This is a genomic window from Alkalibaculum sporogenes, assembly GCF_009362815.1.
GTDB lineage: Bacteria > Bacillota > Clostridia > Eubacteriales > Alkalibacteraceae > Alkalibaculum_A > Alkalibaculum_A sporogenes.
In genome coordinates, this window is record NZ_WHNX01000039.1 from 1 (window position 1) to 20,822 (window position 20,822).

Here is a 20,822-nt window from a genome sequence, read left to right on the forward strand (position 1 = left end):
TTCTCTCCTCTGAATGACTGGAGGAGGTGTTCCTTCTTAATGACCGGAGGGCCTTGGGCTCTGGGCAAGTGAATGCTTCGGGATTAAAGATTCTTCGTCGTTTCTCTCCTCTGAATGACTGGAGGAGGTGTTCCTTCTTAATGACCGGAGGGCCTTGGGCTCTGGGCAAGTGAATGCTTCGGGATTAAAGATTCTTCGTCGTTTCTCTCCTCTGAATGACTGGAGGGGAGGTGCTCCTCTCAACGACAAGAGGAGGTGTTTCTCTTAATTACCAGAAGGCCTTAGGCTCTGGCAAGTGAATGCTTCGGGGTTAAGATTCTTCGTCGTTTCTCTACTCTGAATGACTGGAGGAGGTGTTCCTCTCAACGACAAGAGGAGGTGTTTTTCTTAATTACCAGAAGGCCTTAGGCTCTTGGCAAGTGAACGCTTCGGGGTTAAGATTCTTCGTCGTTTCTCTCCTCTGAATGACTGGAGGAGGTGCTCCTCTAACGACAAGAGGAGGTATTCCTTCTCAATGACCGGAGGGCCTTGGGCTCTGGGCAAGTGAATGCTTCGGGGTTAAAGATTCTTCGTCGTTTCTCTCCTCTGAATGACTGGAGGAGGTGTTCCTCTAACGACAAGAGGAGGTGTTCCTTCAATGACATGAGGGCTGTTATCTATTTTTCCTGGTCATGATTTTCGTAGGCTTCTATTATTTTTTGTACTAGTTTATGCCGAACTACATCTTCTTTTGTCAAATATACAAAATCAATTCCTGGGATATCTTTTAGGATTTCTTCTGCTTTTGATAGTCCAGATATTTTGCCAATAGGCAAGTCAATTTGAGTAACATCTCCTGTAATAATTACCTTTGAACTAAAACCCATTCTTGTTAAAAACATTTTCATTTGTTCTGGTGTAGTATTTTGTGCTTCATCTAATATAATAAAGGAATCGTCAAGAGTCCTACCTCTCATATATGCCAATGGTGCAACTTCTATTAATCCCTTTTCTTTAAATCTCAAAAAAGCATCTGATCCCATTAAATCGTACAATGCATCGTATAGAGGTCTTAAATATGGATCTACTTTATCTTGTAAATCTCCTGGTAAAAAGCCCAACTTTTCTCCAGCTTCAACTGCTGGTCTTGTTAAAATTATTCTACTCACTTCTTCTCGTTTAAATGCTTTTACAGCCATAGCCATTGCTAAATAGGTTTTTCCTGTGCCTGCAGGACCTATGCCGAAAACCACTTCATTTTTTTCTATAGATTTTACGTATCTTTCTTGGCCTAATGTTTTACATCTTATTTGTTTTCCTTTATGAGTGTAACATATAATACCATTTAGTTTATCATAGGAATCTTCTTCATCTTTTTTAACTAGCTGTATAATATATGATATCTTTTGAGTATCAACTTGACCACTATCTAAAATTACTTTTATAATCTTTTTTATAGCACGTTCTGCTTTTAATGTATCATCTTTATGGCCTAATATTTTGAGTGTCCCATCTCTAGATAGGAGACTGACTTTAAATTCGTTTTCTATAATCTTCAGATTTTCATCGTATTGACCATGTAATTTTATTAAGGTCTCTTCGTTATTTATAGCTAATATAACTTCGTTTTCTAATGTCAAAAATTTATTCCTCCTTGTCAATCTTTTGTTCTTCACTTATTTCTTCTATAATAGTGATACTAATTTTGTATTTATAAACATTATTATTTACAGTAGATGAATTTATTTCAATATTTTGCACTTGACCTATTTTATTAAACTCTTCTTTTGCTTTATCTTTTACTTCATCTTCTAATTCTTCTTTTGACTTATCTATACAATTTTCTTTTGCATAGTACTTAATCTTATCTATTTTAATTGGTAATTCATTTCCTAGTATTTTAAGCCTTTGTTCTTCATTACTTTCATAATAGTAGTTTTTTTCTCCATTATGAAAGTTAATCACTAAACCACCAATGTGTAATACTCTATTAAATTTATAGTCTTCCTCATCTATAACTTTATATTTTCTAATTTCATAATCTTTATCATAGGATGTTTGTGCCATAATCTTTGCCATAGCGTGAATATACGTTATTTCGGGACTTTCTTCAACTTTTTGTGTAACAACTTCACCTTTTACTAACAAATCACCTTTTTTTACTTTTTGATCTATCTCAACATTAGAAGTACCATTTATAATTAACATATCTTTTATTATTCCATCTTTGCTAGCAATTAGATCAACTGGTATAGATTTGTCGTATATCTTTTGACTTTCTTCACTTGCTACTATGTCGATAGTTATCTTTGTCCCATTTATTTCAATATTCATAAAATCTATTTCTTTATGATTTTTTAAGAATTCTGCCTCGATTTCGTTCATATTTAGATTATTTTTTAACACCCAAGATTTTAAGCCAAGCTCCTCAAGTTCTTTTAAAATATTAGCTTCATCTATTGAAGTTTCTGTTTGCACTTCAATTGTTATAACCATAGACGATATAATATATACAGCTAATAACACCAAAATGAAAGCAACTGCAAAAAATTTACGAGTTTGCAGCCTCCATTTCCATAGAGTCATACCACTTTTTCTTATAATTTCCACTTCACATGAAAGTCTATTAGATATCTCTATTACTTGTTTATAGTCTTTTAGCTCAATTCTAGCTTTTATTTTCCCTGAATCTACTTTTACTATGTCCCAAATTAATATATTATTATGATGAATAAGGTTAATTACTCTTTCTAGATGTCTTCCTTTAATGTTAATGATAACATACCCTCTAATATAATGCCATAACTTAACAATTAACAAAATCCCCCCCCCTATTCATCGATAGTTACATTAATTATATTTCCTTCTATGACAACTTCTTCTTTGATAATATTACGAATTAGTAGATTTTCTCCAGTCACTATCATTATTCCTACTTTGCTATTAATTCTAATTTTATCGTCATTATATTCAATAATTCCCTTATGGTTTTCTATCCGTACTTGAACATTTCCAATTATAGTGATTTTGGGTAAATTTAATGTTATTTCTTTAGGCAACTCAAATATATCGCTGATATTTTCTTTTATTTCTTCAATTTTATCTTTTTTGCCCATTAAAATACCTCCATATAAGTTATTTTATGTGGAGCTATATAGAGATATGAATAAATAATTAGCCTTATACTTTAAGCCAAAAGCATTAGCTCACTTTACAAACTTTAAATAATGTCTTACGTCCGTATGCTTAGCGTTTTGCTTTTAGTTTTCACATAAAGCTGACCACCATAATACTTAAGTCTTTATTAAACAATACCCTGCTCAGTTGACATGAATAGACTCTTCAAACTTCACAAGGTTTTATTATTGGTATGAATTTATATAAAAGTGTCTTCTAGAATACTGTATTTCCATCATTTATGCTCTTTTATTTCTTTATTTACTGCCTTATATAAAGAGATACACATTAAAATCATGATAAAAACAAATGGGAGCGCCATAATAATGGAAATTCCTTTTATTGCTTGCAAACCTCCACTTAGTAGTAAAACAATAGCAATCAATGATTGAACAATACCCCATACGATTTTTATATTTGTTTTAGGGTTTAAAATCCCTTTACTTGAAAACATAGCTAAAACAAAGGTCGATGAATCTGCAGACGTTATGAAAAATGTAACAATTAAAACGATTATAATGATGGAGATAATATAACCTAAGGGTAAAAAGGATAGTGTTACAAATAAGCCTGTACTTACATCCTTAAGAATTTCACTAGCAATGTTAAAACCTTCAACAATTTCAAAATGCAGTGCAGTACCTCCTAAGACTGAAAACCATATAAAACTAAATATACTAGGTACGACTAAAACCCCTAATACAAATTCTCTAATGGTTCTCCCTCTTGATATTCTTGCAATAAATGTACCAACAAAAGGAGACCATGCAATCCACCATGCCCAATAAGTCAAAGTCCATGCTCCTAACCAAGGATCTTTTGTAATAGGTGTTGTTTTTAAGCTCATTTCTATAATATTTTGCAGATAACCGCCTAAAGAAAGAGTAAAAGTATCTAAAATAAATGCTGTTGGACCGATGAACAATATTACCATCATAATAACGCTAGCTATAGCAACGTTTGTATTACTTAGCAATTTAATTCCTTTATTGATTCCTGATGTAGCTGACAGTATAAATAATAATGTTATTAAAACTATAATTATAATTTGAGACATCGTATTATTCGGTATTTTGAACAGATATGATAATCCTCCATTTACTTGGAGTGCTCCCATCCCTAATGAAGTGGCTACTCCAAAAATAGTTACTAAGATAGCCATAATGTCTACAAACTTTCCGAAAGAGCCATTTGCTTTTTCTCCTATTAACGGGTATAAGGTAGAGCTTATTGTACAAGGACGGTTTTGTCGAAAAGTAACATAGGCTAAAGACATTCCAACAATGGCATACATGGCCCAAGGGTGAAATCCCCAGTGAAAAAATGAGTATCTCATTGCCATAATAGTAGATTCTGTCGATTCCGGCGATATTCCTATAGGTGGTTGTGCGTAATGAAATATGGGTTCTGCGACTCCCCAAAAGACAAGACCAATTCCCATACCTGCACTAAATAACATACTAAACCACGTAAAAGTAGAATACTCAGGACGCTCATTATCTTTACCAAGACGAATTCTCCCAAACTTACTAAATGCAAGGAAAACTGCAAATAGTAGAATCACTAAAGCAGTTATAAGATAAAACCAACCAAACTGATCTATGATTTTGTCTAACAGTATATTTGAGACCTTGCCTAAACTATCCGAGTAAAAGATTCCCCAAATTACAAAAATAATCGATATAGCTATCGATATATATAAAACCATAAATTTTCATCTCCTTAAAGAGAACTTAAATCGTTAAAATCTTAATTATCGCGAAGACAAAGAGCCAAGCGATAAGAAACTTTTCGCTTATAGTCCTTTGGTAAACCAAACAAATGGCTTGCCAATTTGGCTGGTTTCTTAAAAGAACAAATGAAAACTTTTTTACATTTGGCAACTATCCGCATAACAATAAGAAACACGCAACGCGTGTTTCTTATTGTTTATTTAAGCAAGTAATTCTTTACAGAGCACTATTGCTTCATCTGCTGTTTCAACCCAACCATCAGCTTTTATTTCATTAGCCCATTTTTGGCTTGTTGGACCTCCACCGATGATTACTTTGTATTTATCTCTTATTCCTTTTTCTTTTAAATACTCAATCAATTCACCTTGTGCTCTCATTGTAGTTGTTAATAATGAACTAGCAGCAATTATTGTTGCACCTACTTCATCAGCTTTTGCTACAAAGGCTTCTGGTTTTTGATCGATACCAATATCATATACTTTAAAACCTGCAGCAGTTAATAGAGCTCCAACGATATTCTTACCTATATCATGAATATCTCCTTCAACTGTTCCAAGAACTATCTTACCTTTATCTTCGTGTTCTTTTCCTCCTTGAGCCGCTAATTCAGCTTCAAGAATACCCATACCAGTTTTCATTGCATCGGCAGCCATCATTACGTCTGGAAGAAATGCTTCACCTGTTTTCCAGCTAGCACCTACTTCTTCAATACCTTTAATATAGCCTTTTTCAATTGCCTCTACAAGGTCAAGACCTTCAGCAATCACTTTTTCCGCTAATTCAACTGCTAAATCTTCGTCTCCATCTATTACTGCTTCTTTTATTTCGTCAAAAATTATGCTCATTGTAATACCTCCACTTTTTTTTATTATAGTAATTCTTTGGAACGTTTTGCTATATACTCGTCAATCTTTTGCTTTACATCTGGGTCTAAGACTGGTGATACATAATTTTCAACAACATCTTGCCACTTTTGGTTTCCTCTTTGATTTGCAGTTAACTTATTATTTGCCCAGCCATCATAAGATTGTCTATCACTTAAACTTGGTTTATAGAATTCCACTTTGAAATTTTTACGCGTGTGTTTTTGTGTTAAATAATGTCCTCCTGGTCCAACTTTACTAATTACATCAAAAGCTAATTTATCTTCTGTCATATCGATACCCTTTATATATCTAGAAACCATTCCCGCTATTTCATCGTCTTGCATAAACTTTTCAAAAGACATTGCCATATAATACTGAAGTATTCCTGCTGAATGTAATACAAAGTTAATTCCAGTTGCACTTGCAGCAAATAGTGTCATCATTGATTCATAACCTGATTGTGCATCTACGATCTTTGAATCTGTTAATCCACCACCACCTCGACTTGGAACCCCATAAAATCTCGCTAGTTGAGCACTTGCTGATATAAATAATGCACATTCTGGGTTACCTATTGCTAAAGCACCAGATGCCATATCCGTAATAGCTGAAGTAGACCCATATATAACTGGTGTTCCAGGATTAATGCACTGGCCTAGTGTAATTCCCGCTAAAACTTCTGCGTTTTGCACAGATAGTGCTCCTGCGATTGTTGCAGGTCCTGTGGAACCTGACATTACTAGTGAAGCAATAATGGTTGCCTGACCTGCCTCAGCATATGCCATTAAGCCTCCTAGCATACGATCATCGAATTTTAGTGGTGTTACAGAATTAACTAAACATACCAATGCGGGATTTTCTTTAATTACATCTAAACCTCCATGAAGTAACGCTGTTATCTCAATGGAATCTTTTGCTTTTTCATATCCTGAAGCACTTCCCATAAAACACTTATCTGAATTGGTAATATGACTATACATCATGCTCATATGTCTCGTTTCATCAGGGACATCCTGAGGTTCTACTACATTCCCTCCAGTCATATGTAAATTTTTACTAGCACCTGCAAGTTTAACAAAGTTATCATAGTCTTGAATTGTTGCATTACGCCTATTGCCATCTACATCATGGATAAATGGTGCCCCATAACCAGGCATAAATATTGTATTGTTTCCACCACATATCAGATTATGTTCTGGATTACGTGCATGTAATGTAAACTCTGAAGGAGCTCCTTCTACCATTTCTTCTACAAACTCTCTATCAAAATACACGCGATGTCCGTCTACTTTCTGTCCATGTTTTCTAAATATTTCAATGGCAGGTTCATAAGAAAATTCTACTCCAACTTCTTGAAGGATTCTCATAGTATTGTCATGAATTGTTTGTATCTGCTCGTCTGTTAAAATATCATACTTTGGCAACATGATAAACATCTCTCCTTGTTATAACAATTTTATTTGTTTATTATTTTTTTTGAGTTTCTAATATTTTTTTTGATTCCTCAACATCTTGTTTCAATGCTTTAATTATACTGTAACACATGACTAGCATGATTAGCATAAAAGGAAATGCTGCTGCTATAGAGGCCGTTTGCAATGCTTGCACTGCAGACGTTCCACCTACAAGAATCAGTACAATTGTGATAGCTCCTTGTGCAATACCCCATCCACCTTTTAATTGTTTACTAGGATTCATGTTTCCTCCTGATGTCAACATAGCTAAAACATATGTTGCTGAATTGGCAGCACCTATAAAACAGGCTACTATTAATATGATGGAAAGTGGAGCTGTAATTGCATAGAATGGCAATTGTTCTAACATGGCAAATAGTGCAGTAGTGTAATTATTATTTGTAGCTGCTTGTATGGCTCCACCAGATAATGCATCTAAGTTGAAAGCTGCACCGCCATAAATTCCAAGCCATATCAATGAAAATCCAGAAGGTAAAAGTGAAACTGCAAAAATAAATTCTCTTATGGATCTACCTTTCGATACTCGTGCTACGAATTGACCAACAAAAGGAGCCCAAGCAATCCACCATGCCCAATAGAAAATTGTCCATCCATTAAGCCATGAAATGTTTCCCATCCAGAAAGTTTGCCCGACAATATTTTGTAAATAATCACCAATAGAACCGGTAATATTATTTAAAATTGATACCATACCTCCAAAAGTGAAGATAAAGACCATAAATGCAATAGATAACCATATTTTTAAATTAGCCGCCGCTTGCATTGCCTTATGTAAACCAGACACAGTAGCTAAAGTGAAGATGACCGTCATCACAGCAATAATAAGTGAAATTGTCAAAGGTGTCGATTTAATACCCCATATATACTCTAATCCATTAGCAATTTGGCTAGATCCAAGACCTAAACTAGTAGCTACACCAAAGATTGTTGCAAATACTGCTAATATATCTATTGTTTTACCTACGGGGCCATAAATTTTATCTCCAATAAGAGGATAAAATGCAGAACTAATTAAAAATGGTAGATTTTTTCTAAATTGAAAATATGCAAGTGCTAAACCCCCGATAGCAAAAATGACCCAAGGATGTATTCCCCAATGAAAAAATGTCGTTTGCATGGCTATTCTCATAGCTTCTGGAGTTGCGCTATCTCCAAATGGTGGGCTTGAGTAATGCATAATTGGTTCAGCAACTGACCAAAATACTAGACCAATTCCCATTCCTCCTCCAAATAACATTGAGAACCATTGGAAATTTGAAAATTCAGGTTTATCGTCATCTTTTCCAAGTATGATTTTCCCATACGGGCTGATAGCAATCCAAGCAGCAACAATAATAAATATAGCAACTGATAAAAGGTATAGCCAACCAAATCCATTTGTTAAAAAAGAAAATACCTTTCCAAATACCTCATTCATTTTAGTAGTAAATAACATACTTAAGAGTACAAATACAAGTGATATGGCAGCCGAAACATATAGCACTGTACGATTAGGTGATTGTTTCACATTTTTCATATATAATCCCCCCCATGTTTCTAATTTGTAACATTACTTCTACAATACTAATTAAAATATTTTTAATAATGGATGGTTTAAAGTTCCTAGCTTAGTTCCAGTTAATTTATTTGAATACGCAATGATTCCATCAGTTGTAGCAATCGCTCTATACACCCAAGGTGCATTTGACATTGGTCCATATAGAATAAAATCTCCACCTTGAGTAATTGGATATGAGAATACAGAAGCTCCAGCTACTTCAAAATAAGGTGTTCCTTTAGAACGCATTTTTTTCCATAAATACAATGCATTTGAAGGAGCACATCCTCCTGGATAACCAAATTTTTCTTTTATATCATAGATTGCTTTTGTAGTCCAACTACTACTTGCTACATCTAACACACCAGGATCTATCAAAAATTTTTCAAGTCCTGCTCTTTTAGCCGCAGAAATTAACCCTTCAGTTTTGTCGTCCCCAGTAAGTAAATCAAGTCTTTTTGACGGTTTTAAATGTTTTTTACTAAAAGCTAAGATGACAGCAGCTTTTACTCCACAATCTTGAATCACTTGCAATTCATCTTCAGTAACATTTTCTTCTATAGAGTTATAAATGATTCTATCAATAACAGCAGGATCATTTGCGAAATTCTTTAAGGCTTTTACTCTAACTTCTGGACTTGGGCTATCAAATAAAATTGGAGCATCTGTATATTTTAAAACAAATTCTGCATGCTTTGTTAATGCTTCCTCTGTATCTCCCAGAACATCAATAATTCTAGGGTTTCCTGTTTCTACACACACTTCTAATTCTTGATCTAACAGAGTTTTTGCTGCAGTTTCATCAAATATTCCTTTTTGTGAATCTATCATAATCTTATGTCCACGATAAAATATACTTCCCATTAATACGGTAGGAAACTCCCCTGGCTGACCCCCTATTTTTACTCCTCCAATGTCATAAACAGATTGATCTGCTGTAAATCTAAACATCTTTACCACTCCCTCGTTGTTATATAGTCTCCTATTTGCTTTGCATTTTTTGATTATTTACTTTTACAATTTTTCTCTTGTACTACTTCATATCCAGCCGCTTTCACAATGTTCATAAAAATATTTTTACCAACATTATGTGATTTACCATACACTGTACCTAGGACAATCTCATTAGATTTGGTATTGTATTCTCCAATGATAGGTCTAAGTTGATCGTAAATCTGTTTTTGCAATTCACCTGCAAATATTACATCACCAATAAAGTATTTTCCATCTTCAAATAGTTCACCTACTGTACTCATTCCTTCTTGGCATGCATCTATAACTAGTAGTGCTTCTTTCTTTGTCGGATTAGAATCGATAAAATTACTAATTAAGTCAAGTAGTTCAGTTTCTTTGAGATCTCCTACTAATTCTGTAATTAATTTAGAATCTATCATATTCGAAAAATCACCTCCTTTATTAAAACATTATTGAACGGATTTCAAAGTAATTATATTAATGCTTGTTGTAGTATCTTACAATCTACTTAATGCAGGCCCGCATTTAAATATATTATAGTTTTACGTTTACTTAAAAAATTATATTGTCGCTTCACATTACAATTTGTTTTCACAAATACATGATACTATCTAATTCTTTAAAAGTCTCTGGACTAATTCAGCATATACTGGTACTTTCTTACTTTCTTGCATAAAAAAAAACCAAAGTTTCATATATTCTTTAGCCGGATAACGGTCTATATTCGAATATATTTCAAACTTTGGTTTTGTACTATTAATAAGTATTATTCTAAAACATTAACTTTCAGGTTTAAATCTTTGACAGCATCTATGATACTAAACATATCTGACGCAAGACACTATCTAATTCTTATGAAGTCTCTGGATTATTTCAGCGTATACTGGTACTTTCTTACTTTCTTGCATAAAAAAACCAAAGTCCCATACATTCTTTAGCCGAATAACGGTCTATATTCGAATATGCTACTAACTTTGGTTTGTACTATTTATAAGTATTATTCTAAAAAATCAACTTTCTGGTATTAAATTTTTGACAGCATCTATGGTACTAAACATATCTGACGCATATGCATCTGCTCCAATAGCTTCAGCAAATTCTTTTGTTATTGGTCCACCACCAACGATTACTTTCACTTGATTTCTTATGCCTTCCATTGTTAATCTATTCATAACTTCATGTTGTTCTGCCATAGTCGTCGTTAATAAAGCTGATAGTGCCAGAACATCAGGTTTATATTTAGTGACGGCAGTTATAAACCCCTCCGCTGGAACATCAATACCAAGGTCTACTACTTTATATCCTTCACTCTGCAATATCATAGATACCATGTTTTTACCAATATCGTGTAAGTCTCCAGCAACAGTGCCAATGACAATCGTACCTTTAGAAAATTTATAATCAAAGGTCAGATGAGGTTTCAGTACATGTAAACTAGCATGCATTGCTCTGGAAGACATCAGTACATCTGGTATAAAGATCTCGCCAGTTCGGAATTTCTGACCAATAATTTTCATAGGTTGCATCAAACCTTGTTTTATAATCAACTCGGCTTTAATTCCCCTTGAAAGTGCCAATTCTGTTTTTTCCTTTACTAATTGAGCATTTCCTTCAGTTAGTCCCAACTGAATATCCACAATAATATCTTCCACCAATACACCTTCCTTGTTTACCCTATTTGTCTATACTGAGTTGGTGTCATTCCCTCTTTACGACGAAATACTTTTGAAAAATAACTTGCATCGTGATAACCTAGCATCTCAGCTACGTCATCTATTTGATACTTTGGATCTCTCAAAAGTTTTTTTGCCTCCTCTAATTTCACTTTTGTTATATACTCAATAATTGTTATACTCTGATTTTCCTTGAAAATTCTACTAGCATAACTAGGACTTAAATACACTGATGAGGACACCTCTTCAAGTGTTAGGTTTTTTCTATAATTATTTCTAATAAATGTTTTCATCCCTTGAACTGCTAGTCTATTCTTAGCAATTTCGTTATTTTGCACTGCATGAAGATATCTTTCTAATGTTTTTACAGCTGCTAAATTTATCTCCTCTACCTGATCAAACCTACTGACATCTTGTAGAAACCTAGAACTGATTTCAAGAGCTTGATTTAGGTTCGCACCACCATCAACGGATGCTCTTGATAGTATTACACCTAGTTCAAGTATTCTTGCTTTTATAATATTAAGATTAGCTGCTCCATTAATAAAGATATCTGCTAAAAGTGTTTGAAATATTTTTTGTGCTTCCTTTAGATCCCCTAATCTAACCTTGCTTATTAATTCCTTTTCTTTTTCAAGAGAATAGTTTAAACTCAAACTTTGGGTGCTTAGCTTTTCTTCTAAGCTTTTTCTACTTTGAATCTCTTCACTTAGCAATGATTGTTGAAGGGCCATTTCTTTCTGATATTTCAAGTTTTCCCAACCTGATTTCATTATATAGTTGGCAGTAACATATAATAAATCAGCTGCTCCTTGTACCTTTTCACCAGAAATAACTTTTAACTCCTTTGCTGCTTGAAACAGTTCATAAAAATCATCGGTCAATCCTTTATTCATTTCTTTTAACTCAATCCAAAAAAACTCTTCTGGCTCCCACATTAACACTTGACCACATATAATTGATCCTAAGTGCTGTTCTTCAATAATAATAGGAGCAGCCCATTCAATGAGGCCTGCTGGACATCTAAAAATATAAGGTTCACCAAATATAGCAGCTTGCTTCCCTGCTCTGGCATATGAGCCGGTACATCGATTTTCTAGCCCTTTTTCCTTTTGTTTACGCCAAATCATTTGACAAAACCTACAATTTTTCTGCGCATCATTTCTAGAGAAAATTGACCTTCCTTCTATATCTACTATATTTGCAGTCAAGCCTGTCGCTTTCGTAAAAGCATTCAAAATATTTTTTAGCAAGTTTTTATCTATTAACTTTAATAATTGTAGTCTATTGAAAGATCTGTCTTGGTGATACTTCGTTGAATCATTTATCAATATTCCTCACCTCTCCCAATTGGTCTAGCCACCTCACCTCTATACCAATTAGTTTAGCATAGATTTAAGTATATTTACAATAATTAAATTTGTATATTGTTTTGACATTATTATTTTTAGGTGGTATCTTGATGTTTTCGGTAATTTTATATCTTTTTCGTTGATATTTTGATATTTTAGGTAAATTTTTATTCCTGTTAATCCTACTTTTGTATTAAAAAAATCTAGAACATGATGTTCTAGATTTTTTACATTTAATTTAAATTTTCTTTTACTAATTTGTTAACTATTCCTCCATCAGCTCGGCCTTTAATTTTTGGCATTACTACTGCCATGATTTTGCCCATATCTTTCATGGAGTCTGCTCCTACTTGTTTCATGGCTTCTAAAACAATACTTTCAACTTGTGATTCGCTTAGCTGTTGAGGTAGGTATTTAACCAAAATTTCGATTTCTCTTTCTGTTTGATCAACCAAATCTTGTCTATCTGCTTTTTTAAACTCTGCAAGCGCGTCTTTTCGTTGTTTAACTTGTTTAGATATTATACCTATAATATCTTCATCTATTAATTCGACTTTATTGTCTTTTTCGTATTGGAGTATTGCAGCTCTAACCAAAATAATGGTTGATTTTGCAATTAAATCCTTCGCCTTCATAGATTCCTTTAATTCTGAACTTAGTTGTTCCTTGAGAGACATTAAAACACCTCTTACTTAAACTTTTTAGAATTTCTCTTTCTCGCAGCTTCAGATTTCTTTTTTCTCTTAACGCTTGGCTTTTCGTAATGCTCTCTTTTTCTTACCTCAGACATGACACCTGCATTCGCAGTCTTTTTTTTGAACCTGCGTAGAGCATTCTCTAATGATTCACCATCTTTAATTTTAACTTCAGACATTTTTCCACCCTCCCCTCTACTACATTAATGTAACAGATTGTTTAGAGTTATTGCTACTATCGTAATAGCGGGCTTTATAACAATTAATATTATATATTAATTAATTCCATTGTGTCAAACAATTAATTAACCCGGAGGCCAACCAAGATTTCTTCCACCTAAAATATGGTAGTGTAAATGAAGTACTGATTGTCCTCCATTTTCGCCACAATTATTAACTAATCTAAATCCTGTGTCTACTATACCGTGCTTTAATGCAAGCCTATTTGCTACAGTATGAATCTGAGTAATAATTTCATTTCCTGCTGGTACTGTTAATACAGAATTATAATGTACCTTTGGTATAATTAAAAAGTGTATTGGTGCTTGTGGCTCTAAGTCCTTAATCGCTATAACTTGGTCGTCTTCATATACAATTTCACTTGGAATTTCTTTTTTTGCTATTTTACAAAATAAACAATCGCTCATACTTTTCCCCCATTAAAAATATTTCCTTCAATATAACCTTTTTTTATATCACTTAATTCAATTAGAAGGGTTTGATTAATTATATCTTTTTCACTCTGAGCTTGTACTAAGATATAATTTTTTGTATGTCCTTGATAGGTATTATATTCTTTTTTTAATTTTTGTTCAAACAAAACTTCTAATCTTGAATTTGCAAATTGACTAATATACAGTTTTTCTAATTGACTTGATAGATGTATCATCTTCTTACTTCTTTCTTCTTTTACCCACTCTGGAATCTGTTCTTTCATGTTTGCAGCAGGTGTTCCCTGTCTCATAGAATATTTAAAAACATGTAACTTACTAAAACCTAATTGCTTTATAAATTCGTAACTTTCTATAAAATTTTCTTCACTTTCTCCAGGAAATCCAACCATTATATCTGTAGTTATGGAACAAAGTGGAAACATGTATCTGATTTTCTCTACAATATGATAATAATCTTCTTTAGTGTATTTTCTATTCATTCTTTGTAATATATCATTGGAACCACTTTGTAAAGAAAGATGAAAGTGGTCACATAATTTCTCTATGTTTTTTAATTCTTTAATAAAAACTGTATCTAATAATAGGGGCTCTAGTGACCCTAGTCTTATACGTTCTATTCCTTCTATTTTGTTTAATCCTTTTAGCACATCTATAAGCGTTACATCTTTTAGTTCTTTCCCATATGATGATACATTAATTCCCGTTATTACAATCTCTTTGTAACCTTGGTCTGCAATAGCTTTTCCCTCAGCTATAATATTTTCCACTTTTCTACTTCTTACAGGTCCCCTAGCATATGGAATAATACAATATGAACAAAAATTACTGCATCCCTCCTGCACTTTAATATACGCCCTAGTACGGTCTTTCACTTTACTTATTTTTAATTCTTCATATTCCATAGTATCCATAATATTTTGTACTATATTAATATTTTTACCAAAACTTTTCTGTTCTTCTACTAAGTCTACTATACGATTTCTGTCTTTATTACCAACTATAATATTAACTTCTGGAATTTTCTTCAGGTCTTCTGGCGAAGTTTGAGCATAACACCCTGTAACAGTAACTACAGACTCTGGGTTTTGACGTTTTGCTTTCCTAATCATCTGTCTTGATTTCTTATCACCAATATTCGTCACAGTACATGTATTAATAACATAAACGTCAGACTTAGTATCAAATTCAACAATTTTGTATCCTGCTTTTTCAAATAATTCCATCATGGCTTCTGTATCATAGGTATTTACTTTACAACCTAAAGTATGAAAAGCAGCTGTTTTCATTGTATATTTACTCTCCTTTAAATTACATTTCATAGTGGTAGGTAAGCATAGCTATTATACTTATCCCTGCAGTTTCTGTCCTTAAGATTCGTGTCCCTAGCGAAATAGGAATTGCTCCTAATGATTTAAGATACTCTACTTCTTCTTCTTCTAGCCCACCTTCTGGACCTATAACTATACCTATGCGTTTCGCTTTATCATTACTAAGTAGCGCTTGCTTTAGAGATATATCTACTTCTCCTTCATAGGCTATTAAATTTAAATCATTTTTAATTAATTCATTTTTAATATCTTTAATTTTCATAAGAGGCATAATTTGTGGTATAACTCCTCTTTTAGACTGTTTTGCAGCTTCTTCAGATATTTTTTGCCATCTCTGTATTTTTTTGTTCTCTTTCTTGTCTATCTCAACTATAGTTCTATGGGTATTTACAGGTATAATATTTTTTACACCTAATTCTACAGACTTTTGTATAATCAAATCCATTTTAGAACCTTTTGGTATTCCTTGATATAAGCTTATTTCTATAAAAGTTTCTGTATCATTCTCACGCTCTTCAATAATTTCAAGTAGTATATTATCTTTATCTATTTTTGTAATTTTTGTAATATATTCCATACCTTTGCAATCACTAACTTCTACTTTCTCTCCAATTTTCATCCTAAGAGACTTTGTCATATGCAAATAATCTTCACCACTTATATGAATAATGACACCATCTTTTTGACTAGGATCTATAAAAAATTTATGCATAAATTACTCCTTTTTTCTTGCAACAACAGCTGCCCATTCTCCTAATCGTTCCACTTCTATATTTTCAAATCCAGTAGAACGCAAACTTTCCACAACCTGATCGACTTTACTAAGTATAATTCCAGAAGAGATGAAAACGCCATTATTTTTTAAGAATGGCCTAATTTGTGTAGATAAATTAATGATTACATCTGCTAAAATATTTGCTATAATTACATCTGCCTCTTCATGAATAACATCTAGTAAATCACCTTCTCGAACTTCAATAATACTCTGCAAATTATTATTTTCTACATTTTCTTTTGCAATCTTCACTGCCATAGAATCTAGGTCTACAGCAATTATCTTCTCACAGTTAAGATTTCCAGCTGCAAGTGCTAAAATTCCAGAACCACAACCTATATCTATTAACACATCTCCTGGTTTTACATACTTCTCTAAGTTTTCAATACATAGTTGTGTAGTTTCATGTAATCCTGAACCAAAAGCCATGCCTGGATCTATTTCTATTACTATATCATCATCTGATTTAAAATAATTTTCCCAAGTAGGTTTAATAATAAAATGATTACCTATTTTAACAGGTTTATAATATTTTTTCCAAGAGTTGGCCCAGTCTTCTTGATTGACCTTTGTAATAGTAAGTTCACTACTCCCAGGGTCTATACCGTAGGATGGTAGTTTCTTTATATTACTCAATATTTCATATATTATTTCCTGTGCTTCTTCTGTTTCATCAATATATCCTTTTATAATAGATAAATTCGAATCTACTTTTATAAGAGATTCATCATAATAATCCCATATAATCTCTTTGTTTTTTAAAATCAACAAATCATTAGGAGATTCTATTACAACACCTGCTATTCCTGCCTCATAAAAAATATTAGAAATTGCTTCCTCTGCTTCAGGTGTAGTTTTTATTTGTACTTCAGTCCAAATCATAATTACTTCCTCCTAATAATATTGTTTACTATTCTTTTGCATTAATATAAACCATTCACTTAAAATACTATAGACATTATATATAATCAGTTCTATAGGGTCAAGTTTAGTTAGTATGTTGTTGTTTCCCTTCAGGGCTATCGCATGAAAAAAACATAGAAAAGATGGAATAGAATTTTGTCTTGTATACATGGGGAGAGCAAGAGTATTTTTAAAACAAACGCAAACACGCTGTCGCATACGGTATGAAAAGAACTCGAAGATTAACTAAATTTTTGAAACTCGCTACGCTCAAACAGTCAAAAATTCTTATCGTTAATCTTCTCCTTCTTCTTAATTTAGCGAAGCTATCGTTTGCTAATGTTTTAAAAATACTCGATATAGTTAGCTACTTTGATATGTTTTTTAAAAAGGGTTCTCTGAACCCTTAAATGATAAAAACAAAACTGAAAAGCGTGCTTTAAATATCTTTTCATGCGATTGCCGTGGTTTCCCTTTATGTAGGCTTGTCCTTAACTAAAATAAATTATATACTTAAATATACATTAAAAATGAATTGAGGTATAGATATGAAAGGGTATTATAAAAATGATATGTTAAAATTTATTGCTGCTTTTTTTATGATAATAGATCATGTTGGGGCTATATTTTTTGAGAATTTGGTAATATTAAGATATTTAGGAAGAATAGCTTTTCCAATATTTGCATTTTATGTAGCTATGGGGTTTTTTTGGACTTCTGATTTTAAGAAATATATTAGTAGAATATTGATTTTTGCAGTGATTGCCCAAATTCCTTATGCTTTTTTTTCATTTATATTAACTGATAATTACTATGGTATGAATATACTTTTCACTTTTTTTATAGCTTTGTTTGCACTTTATTTCTTTAAAAGAAAAAATTACTCCATATCAGTCTTAATTATAGTATTGTGTGAAGTAATACAAGCACTAACCTTAATAAAATTTGACTATGGAGTCTATGGTATTTTAATGGTTTTTGCATTTTACATATTTAAAGACGATAAAATACATCGTAATTTAAGCATATTCTGCTTAACTATTGCTTATATTTTTACTATTTACCTACCCTTAGGTATACCTTTTTATTATAGTTTTATACATCGACAGATGTTTTGTGTATTGGCTTTACCTTTAATAGATTTAAATTATAAAACTAAGATACTCTTGCCTAGGTATTTCTTTTATATATTTTATCCTGCTCATATAGCTATCATAGTTTTTGTGTACTTTATATTGTCATAATAAAGTGAAACAGTATTAGTGCCTGTTAATGCGGGATAAAATTAATTTACATTCTTTAAATAGAGTGCTATAATCTTTAGAACAGTAGCTTGACCAAGTTTCGTAGACGTAAAATACAGTTTATTTTTTGATTATTAGTTACTGCTAATTTAATAGTGCTGGATGAAAATGACGGAATATAAAACCGTTATTGGACAGGGCTCTGGAGAGACTTTTAATAGCACCGAAGGGGATAAAACCTTAAACACTAAGGCCAAAACTCTCAGGTAAAAGGACAGAGAAATAAGTTGTAACTATATAACTTAATTTCTTTTGAGGCCTTGGTCTCATTTTTTTATAAGATTGGATAGTTCGACAAGCTCGATAATGTCGAAATTTTCCTACCTTACTTGAAACGCGTCGTAGACGCTTTCTTGTAATATTACTAGTTTTACTATTCAAATATTTAAGTGGAGGTTTATAATGAAGGGAATAATTACAGTTATTGGCAAAGACAAAGTTGGAATCATCTATGGTATATCTAAAATATTATCAGAGAACAATGTAAATGTTGAAGATATTAGTCAAACAGTACTTCAAGACTACTTTACTATGATGATGTTAGTTAATTTATCTAACGTTAAATGCGATTTTAATGAGTTGAAGGAATTGTTAGAATCTTACGGTGTAGAAATAGGATTATCAATAAAGATTCAGAGAGAAGAATTTTTCAATACCATGCACAATATTTAGGAGGATTAAAATTGACACTTTATAATAATATTTTTGAAACTATTCGAATGATTGAAAAAGAAAAATTAGATATCAGAACTACTACCATGGGGATTTCTTTATTAGATTGTATCGATTCCTGTGGAAAAAAATCCCGAAATAAAATTTACGATAAAATAACTAGTTATGCGAAAGATCTCGTTAAAGTTGGAAATGAAATTGAGACTGAGTTTGGTATACCTATCATTAATAAAAGAATCTCTATTACACCTATATCCATTATTGCCTCTGCTTGTGATGATACTGACTATGTAGCGTTTGCAAAAATTCTAGATGACGCTGCTAAAGAAGTAGGCGTTAACTTTATCGGTGGTTTTTCTGCTTTAGTTCAAAAAGGTTTTACTAAAGGAGATAAAATTCTTATACGCTCAATTCCAGAGGCTCTTTGTGTAACAGAGAGAGTTTGTTCATCGGTAAATATAGCAAGTTCAAAATCAGGTATTAATATGGACGCAGTTAAGCTAATGGGAACAATTATTAAAGAGACTGCCTATTTGACTAGAGATCGAGATTCTCTAGGTTGTGCAAAATTAGTTGTCTTTGCTAATTCTGTAGATGACAATCCATTTATGGCTGGCGCTTATCATGGAGTAGGTGAACCTGAAGTTGTAATCAATGTAGGTGTAAGTGGTCCTGGAGTAGTAAAGTCTGCAATGGAAAAAGTAAAAGGTGAACCCTTCCACATAGTTGCAGAAAATATAAAGAAGACAGCTTTTAAGATTACGAGAGTTGGACATTTAGTTGGAACAGAAGTATCTAAAAGGCTAGGTGTACCTTTTGGTATATTAGACTTATCCCTTGCTCCTACACCAGAAATTGGAGATAGTGTTGGAAGAATCCTCGAAGAAATGGGTCTTGAAGCTTGTGGAACTCATGGCACTACAGCAGCTTTAGCTATGCTAAATGACGCTGTAAAAAAAGGCGGTATTATGGCTTCTTCATCTGTAGGTGGTTTAAGCGGCGCATTTATACCTGTTAGTGAAGATGAAGGTATGATACAAGCTGTTCAAAGTGGAGCTCTTACATTTGACAAACTAGAGGCTATGACTAGTGTATGTTCTGTAGGCATTGATATGGTTGCCATACCTGGAGACACTCCTGATTCTACAATTTCTGCTATTATTGCTGATGAAGCTGCTATCGGAGTGATTAACAATAAGACTACTGCTGTACGTATAATTCCTGTACAAGGGAAAGGCGTAGGCGAAAGTGCAGAATTCGGCGGTTTATTAGGATACGCACCTATAATGGCTGTTAATAAATTTAGCTCAGAAGATTTTATCAATAGAGGTGGTCGAATTCCTGCACCTATTCATAGTTTTAAAAATTAGCATATTGTACAACTATTACTGTTATGTATCTCTATTAGTGGTTACTTTATATAAAATAACTGAAGGGAAGCTAAATTGCTTTCCTTCAGTTATTTTTACGTTATAAATGGGCTAGTCTCTTTTAATTGTCATCCAGAGGAGCGAAGTGACGAAGGATCTTGATTCTTGATGATCATGCAATAACTATTGATGAAATTGACTCATTTTATGCAAGTATATTATGAGCATACCTCTAGGGTCTTTAGATCCTTCACTTCACTCTGGATGACTTGGGTAGTGTGCTGGGGTCTTTAGATCCTTCACTTCACTCTGGATGACTTGGGTAGTGTGCTGG

At 32.8% G+C, this 20,822-nt stretch carries 20 protein-coding genes and 1 riboswitch; of the genes, 3 read left to right on the forward strand and 17 right to left on the reverse strand.

Going from position 1 to position 20,822, the window contains the following annotated elements; all coding sequences use genetic code 11:
- Nucleotides 1-656 precede the first annotated feature (656 nt).
- The 17 genes from GC105_RS14940 to prmA form a co-directional block, all read right to left on the reverse strand.
- Nucleotides 657-1,619: a PhoH family protein gene (locus tag GC105_RS14940; RefSeq protein ID WP_152806453.1), complete on the reverse strand. Its 963-nt coding sequence runs from the start codon at nucleotides 1,617-1,619 to the stop codon at nucleotides 657-659.
- Nucleotides 1,620-1,623: 4 nt separating this feature from the next.
- The gene (locus GC105_RS14945; RefSeq protein ID WP_152806455.1) at nucleotides 1,624-2,799 is read right to left on the reverse strand and encodes a sporulation protein YqfD; all 1,176 of its coding nucleotides are present in this window, start codon (nucleotides 2,797-2,799) and stop codon (nucleotides 1,624-1,626) included.
- 11 nt (nucleotides 2,800-2,810) lie between these two features.
- A complete protein-coding gene (yqfC, locus tag GC105_RS14950; RefSeq protein ID WP_152806457.1) occupies nucleotides 2,811-3,095 on the reverse strand; it encodes a sporulation protein YqfC in 285 nt (94 codons plus the stop codon).
- A gap of 296 nt (nucleotides 3,096-3,391) precedes the next feature.
- Nucleotides 3,392-4,864 (reverse strand): glycine betaine uptake BCCT transporter, encoded by a 1,473-nt coding sequence (locus GC105_RS14955; RefSeq protein ID WP_152806459.1) that lies wholly within the window; start codon nucleotides 4,862-4,864, stop codon nucleotides 3,392-3,394.
- 225 nt (nucleotides 4,865-5,089) lie between these two features.
- Nucleotides 5,090-5,734, reverse strand: coding sequence for a glycine betaine-specific corrinoid protein MtgC (gene mtgC, locus GC105_RS14960; protein WP_152806461.1), 645 nt, complete (start codon nucleotides 5,732-5,734; stop codon nucleotides 5,090-5,092).
- 23 nt (nucleotides 5,735-5,757) lie between these two features.
- The gene (gene mtgB, locus GC105_RS14965) at nucleotides 5,758-7,182 is read right to left on the reverse strand and encodes a glycine betaine--corrinoid protein methyltransferase (RefSeq protein ID WP_281350141.1); all 1,425 of its coding nucleotides are present in this window, start codon (nucleotides 7,180-7,182) and stop codon (nucleotides 5,758-5,760) included.
- A gap of 40 nt (nucleotides 7,183-7,222) precedes the next feature.
- A complete protein-coding gene (locus GC105_RS14970; protein WP_152806465.1) occupies nucleotides 7,223-8,746 on the reverse strand; it encodes a glycine betaine uptake BCCT transporter in 1,524 nt (507 codons plus the stop codon).
- A gap of 51 nt (nucleotides 8,747-8,797) precedes the next feature.
- Nucleotides 8,798-9,718: a [methyl-Co(III) glycine betaine-specific corrinoid protein]--tetrahydrofolate methyltransferase MtgA gene (mtgA, locus tag GC105_RS14975; protein WP_152806466.1), complete on the reverse strand. Its 921-nt coding sequence runs from the start codon at nucleotides 9,716-9,718 to the stop codon at nucleotides 8,798-8,800.
- A gap of 53 nt (nucleotides 9,719-9,771) precedes the next feature.
- A complete protein-coding gene (locus GC105_RS14980) occupies nucleotides 9,772-10,161 on the reverse strand; it encodes a cobalamin B12-binding domain-containing protein (protein WP_152806468.1) in 390 nt (129 codons plus the stop codon).
- A 591-nt stretch (nucleotides 10,162-10,752) separates the two neighbouring features.
- Entirely contained in the window at nucleotides 10,753-11,394 is a 642-nt protein-coding gene (gene mtgC, locus GC105_RS14985; RefSeq protein WP_343030056.1) for a glycine betaine-specific corrinoid protein MtgC, read from the reverse strand.
- 17 nt (nucleotides 11,395-11,411) lie between these two features.
- Nucleotides 11,412-12,746 (reverse strand): PocR ligand-binding domain-containing protein, encoded by a 1,335-nt coding sequence (locus GC105_RS14990; RefSeq protein ID WP_152806472.1) that lies wholly within the window; start codon nucleotides 12,744-12,746, stop codon nucleotides 11,412-11,414.
- Nucleotides 12,747-13,000: 254 nt separating this feature from the next.
- Entirely contained in the window at nucleotides 13,001-13,444 is a 444-nt protein-coding gene (locus tag GC105_RS14995) for a GatB/YqeY domain-containing protein (protein WP_152806474.1), read from the reverse strand.
- A gap of 11 nt (nucleotides 13,445-13,455) precedes the next feature.
- On the reverse strand, nucleotides 13,456-13,641 hold the full coding sequence (gene rpsU, locus GC105_RS15000) for a 30S ribosomal protein S21 (protein ID WP_152806476.1): 186 nt from the start codon (nucleotides 13,639-13,641) through the stop codon (nucleotides 13,456-13,458).
- Between the two features lie 126 nt (nucleotides 13,642-13,767).
- Complete coding sequence (locus GC105_RS15005) at nucleotides 13,768-14,109, reverse strand: histidine triad nucleotide-binding protein (protein ID WP_152806478.1); 342 nt, start codon at nucleotides 14,107-14,109, stop codon at nucleotides 13,768-13,770.
- Complete coding sequence (gene mtaB / locus GC105_RS15010; RefSeq protein WP_152806480.1) at nucleotides 14,106-15,422, reverse strand: tRNA (N(6)-L-threonylcarbamoyladenosine(37)-C(2))-methylthiotransferase MtaB; 1,317 nt, start codon at nucleotides 15,420-15,422, stop codon at nucleotides 14,106-14,108. The genes GC105_RS15005 and mtaB overlap by 4 nt, the downstream gene beginning before the upstream one ends.
- 22 nt (nucleotides 15,423-15,444) lie before the next feature.
- Nucleotides 15,445-16,176, reverse strand: coding sequence for a 16S rRNA (uracil(1498)-N(3))-methyltransferase (locus GC105_RS15015; RefSeq protein ID WP_152806482.1), 732 nt, complete (start codon nucleotides 16,174-16,176; stop codon nucleotides 15,445-15,447).
- Between the two features lie 3 nt (nucleotides 16,177-16,179).
- Nucleotides 16,180-17,121, reverse strand: a complete 942-nt coding sequence (gene prmA, locus GC105_RS15020) for a 50S ribosomal protein L11 methyltransferase (protein ID WP_152806484.1) — start codon at nucleotides 17,119-17,121, stop codon at nucleotides 16,180-16,182.
- A 569-nt stretch (nucleotides 17,122-17,690) separates the two neighbouring features.
- Between prmA and GC105_RS15025 the strand changes: the two genes are divergently transcribed.
- The 3 genes from GC105_RS15025 (at nucleotide 17,691) to GC105_RS15035 (ending at nucleotide 20,488) form a co-directional block, all read left to right on the forward strand.
- Nucleotides 17,691-18,386, forward strand: coding sequence for a TraX family protein (locus tag GC105_RS15025; RefSeq protein WP_152806486.1), 696 nt, complete (start codon nucleotides 17,691-17,693; stop codon nucleotides 18,384-18,386).
- A 192-nt stretch (nucleotides 18,387-18,578) separates the two neighbouring features.
- Nucleotides 18,579-18,674, forward strand: a riboswitch (glycine riboswitch).
- A 174-nt stretch (nucleotides 18,675-18,848) separates the two neighbouring features.
- Nucleotides 18,849-19,118, forward strand: coding sequence for an ACT domain-containing protein (locus GC105_RS15030; protein ID WP_152806487.1), 270 nt, complete (start codon nucleotides 18,849-18,851; stop codon nucleotides 19,116-19,118).
- Nucleotides 19,119-19,129: 11 nt separating this feature from the next.
- Nucleotides 19,130-20,488, forward strand: a complete 1,359-nt coding sequence (locus tag GC105_RS15035; protein WP_152806489.1) for a PFL family protein — start codon at nucleotides 19,130-19,132, stop codon at nucleotides 20,486-20,488.
- Nucleotides 20,489-20,822 lie beyond the last annotated feature (334 nt).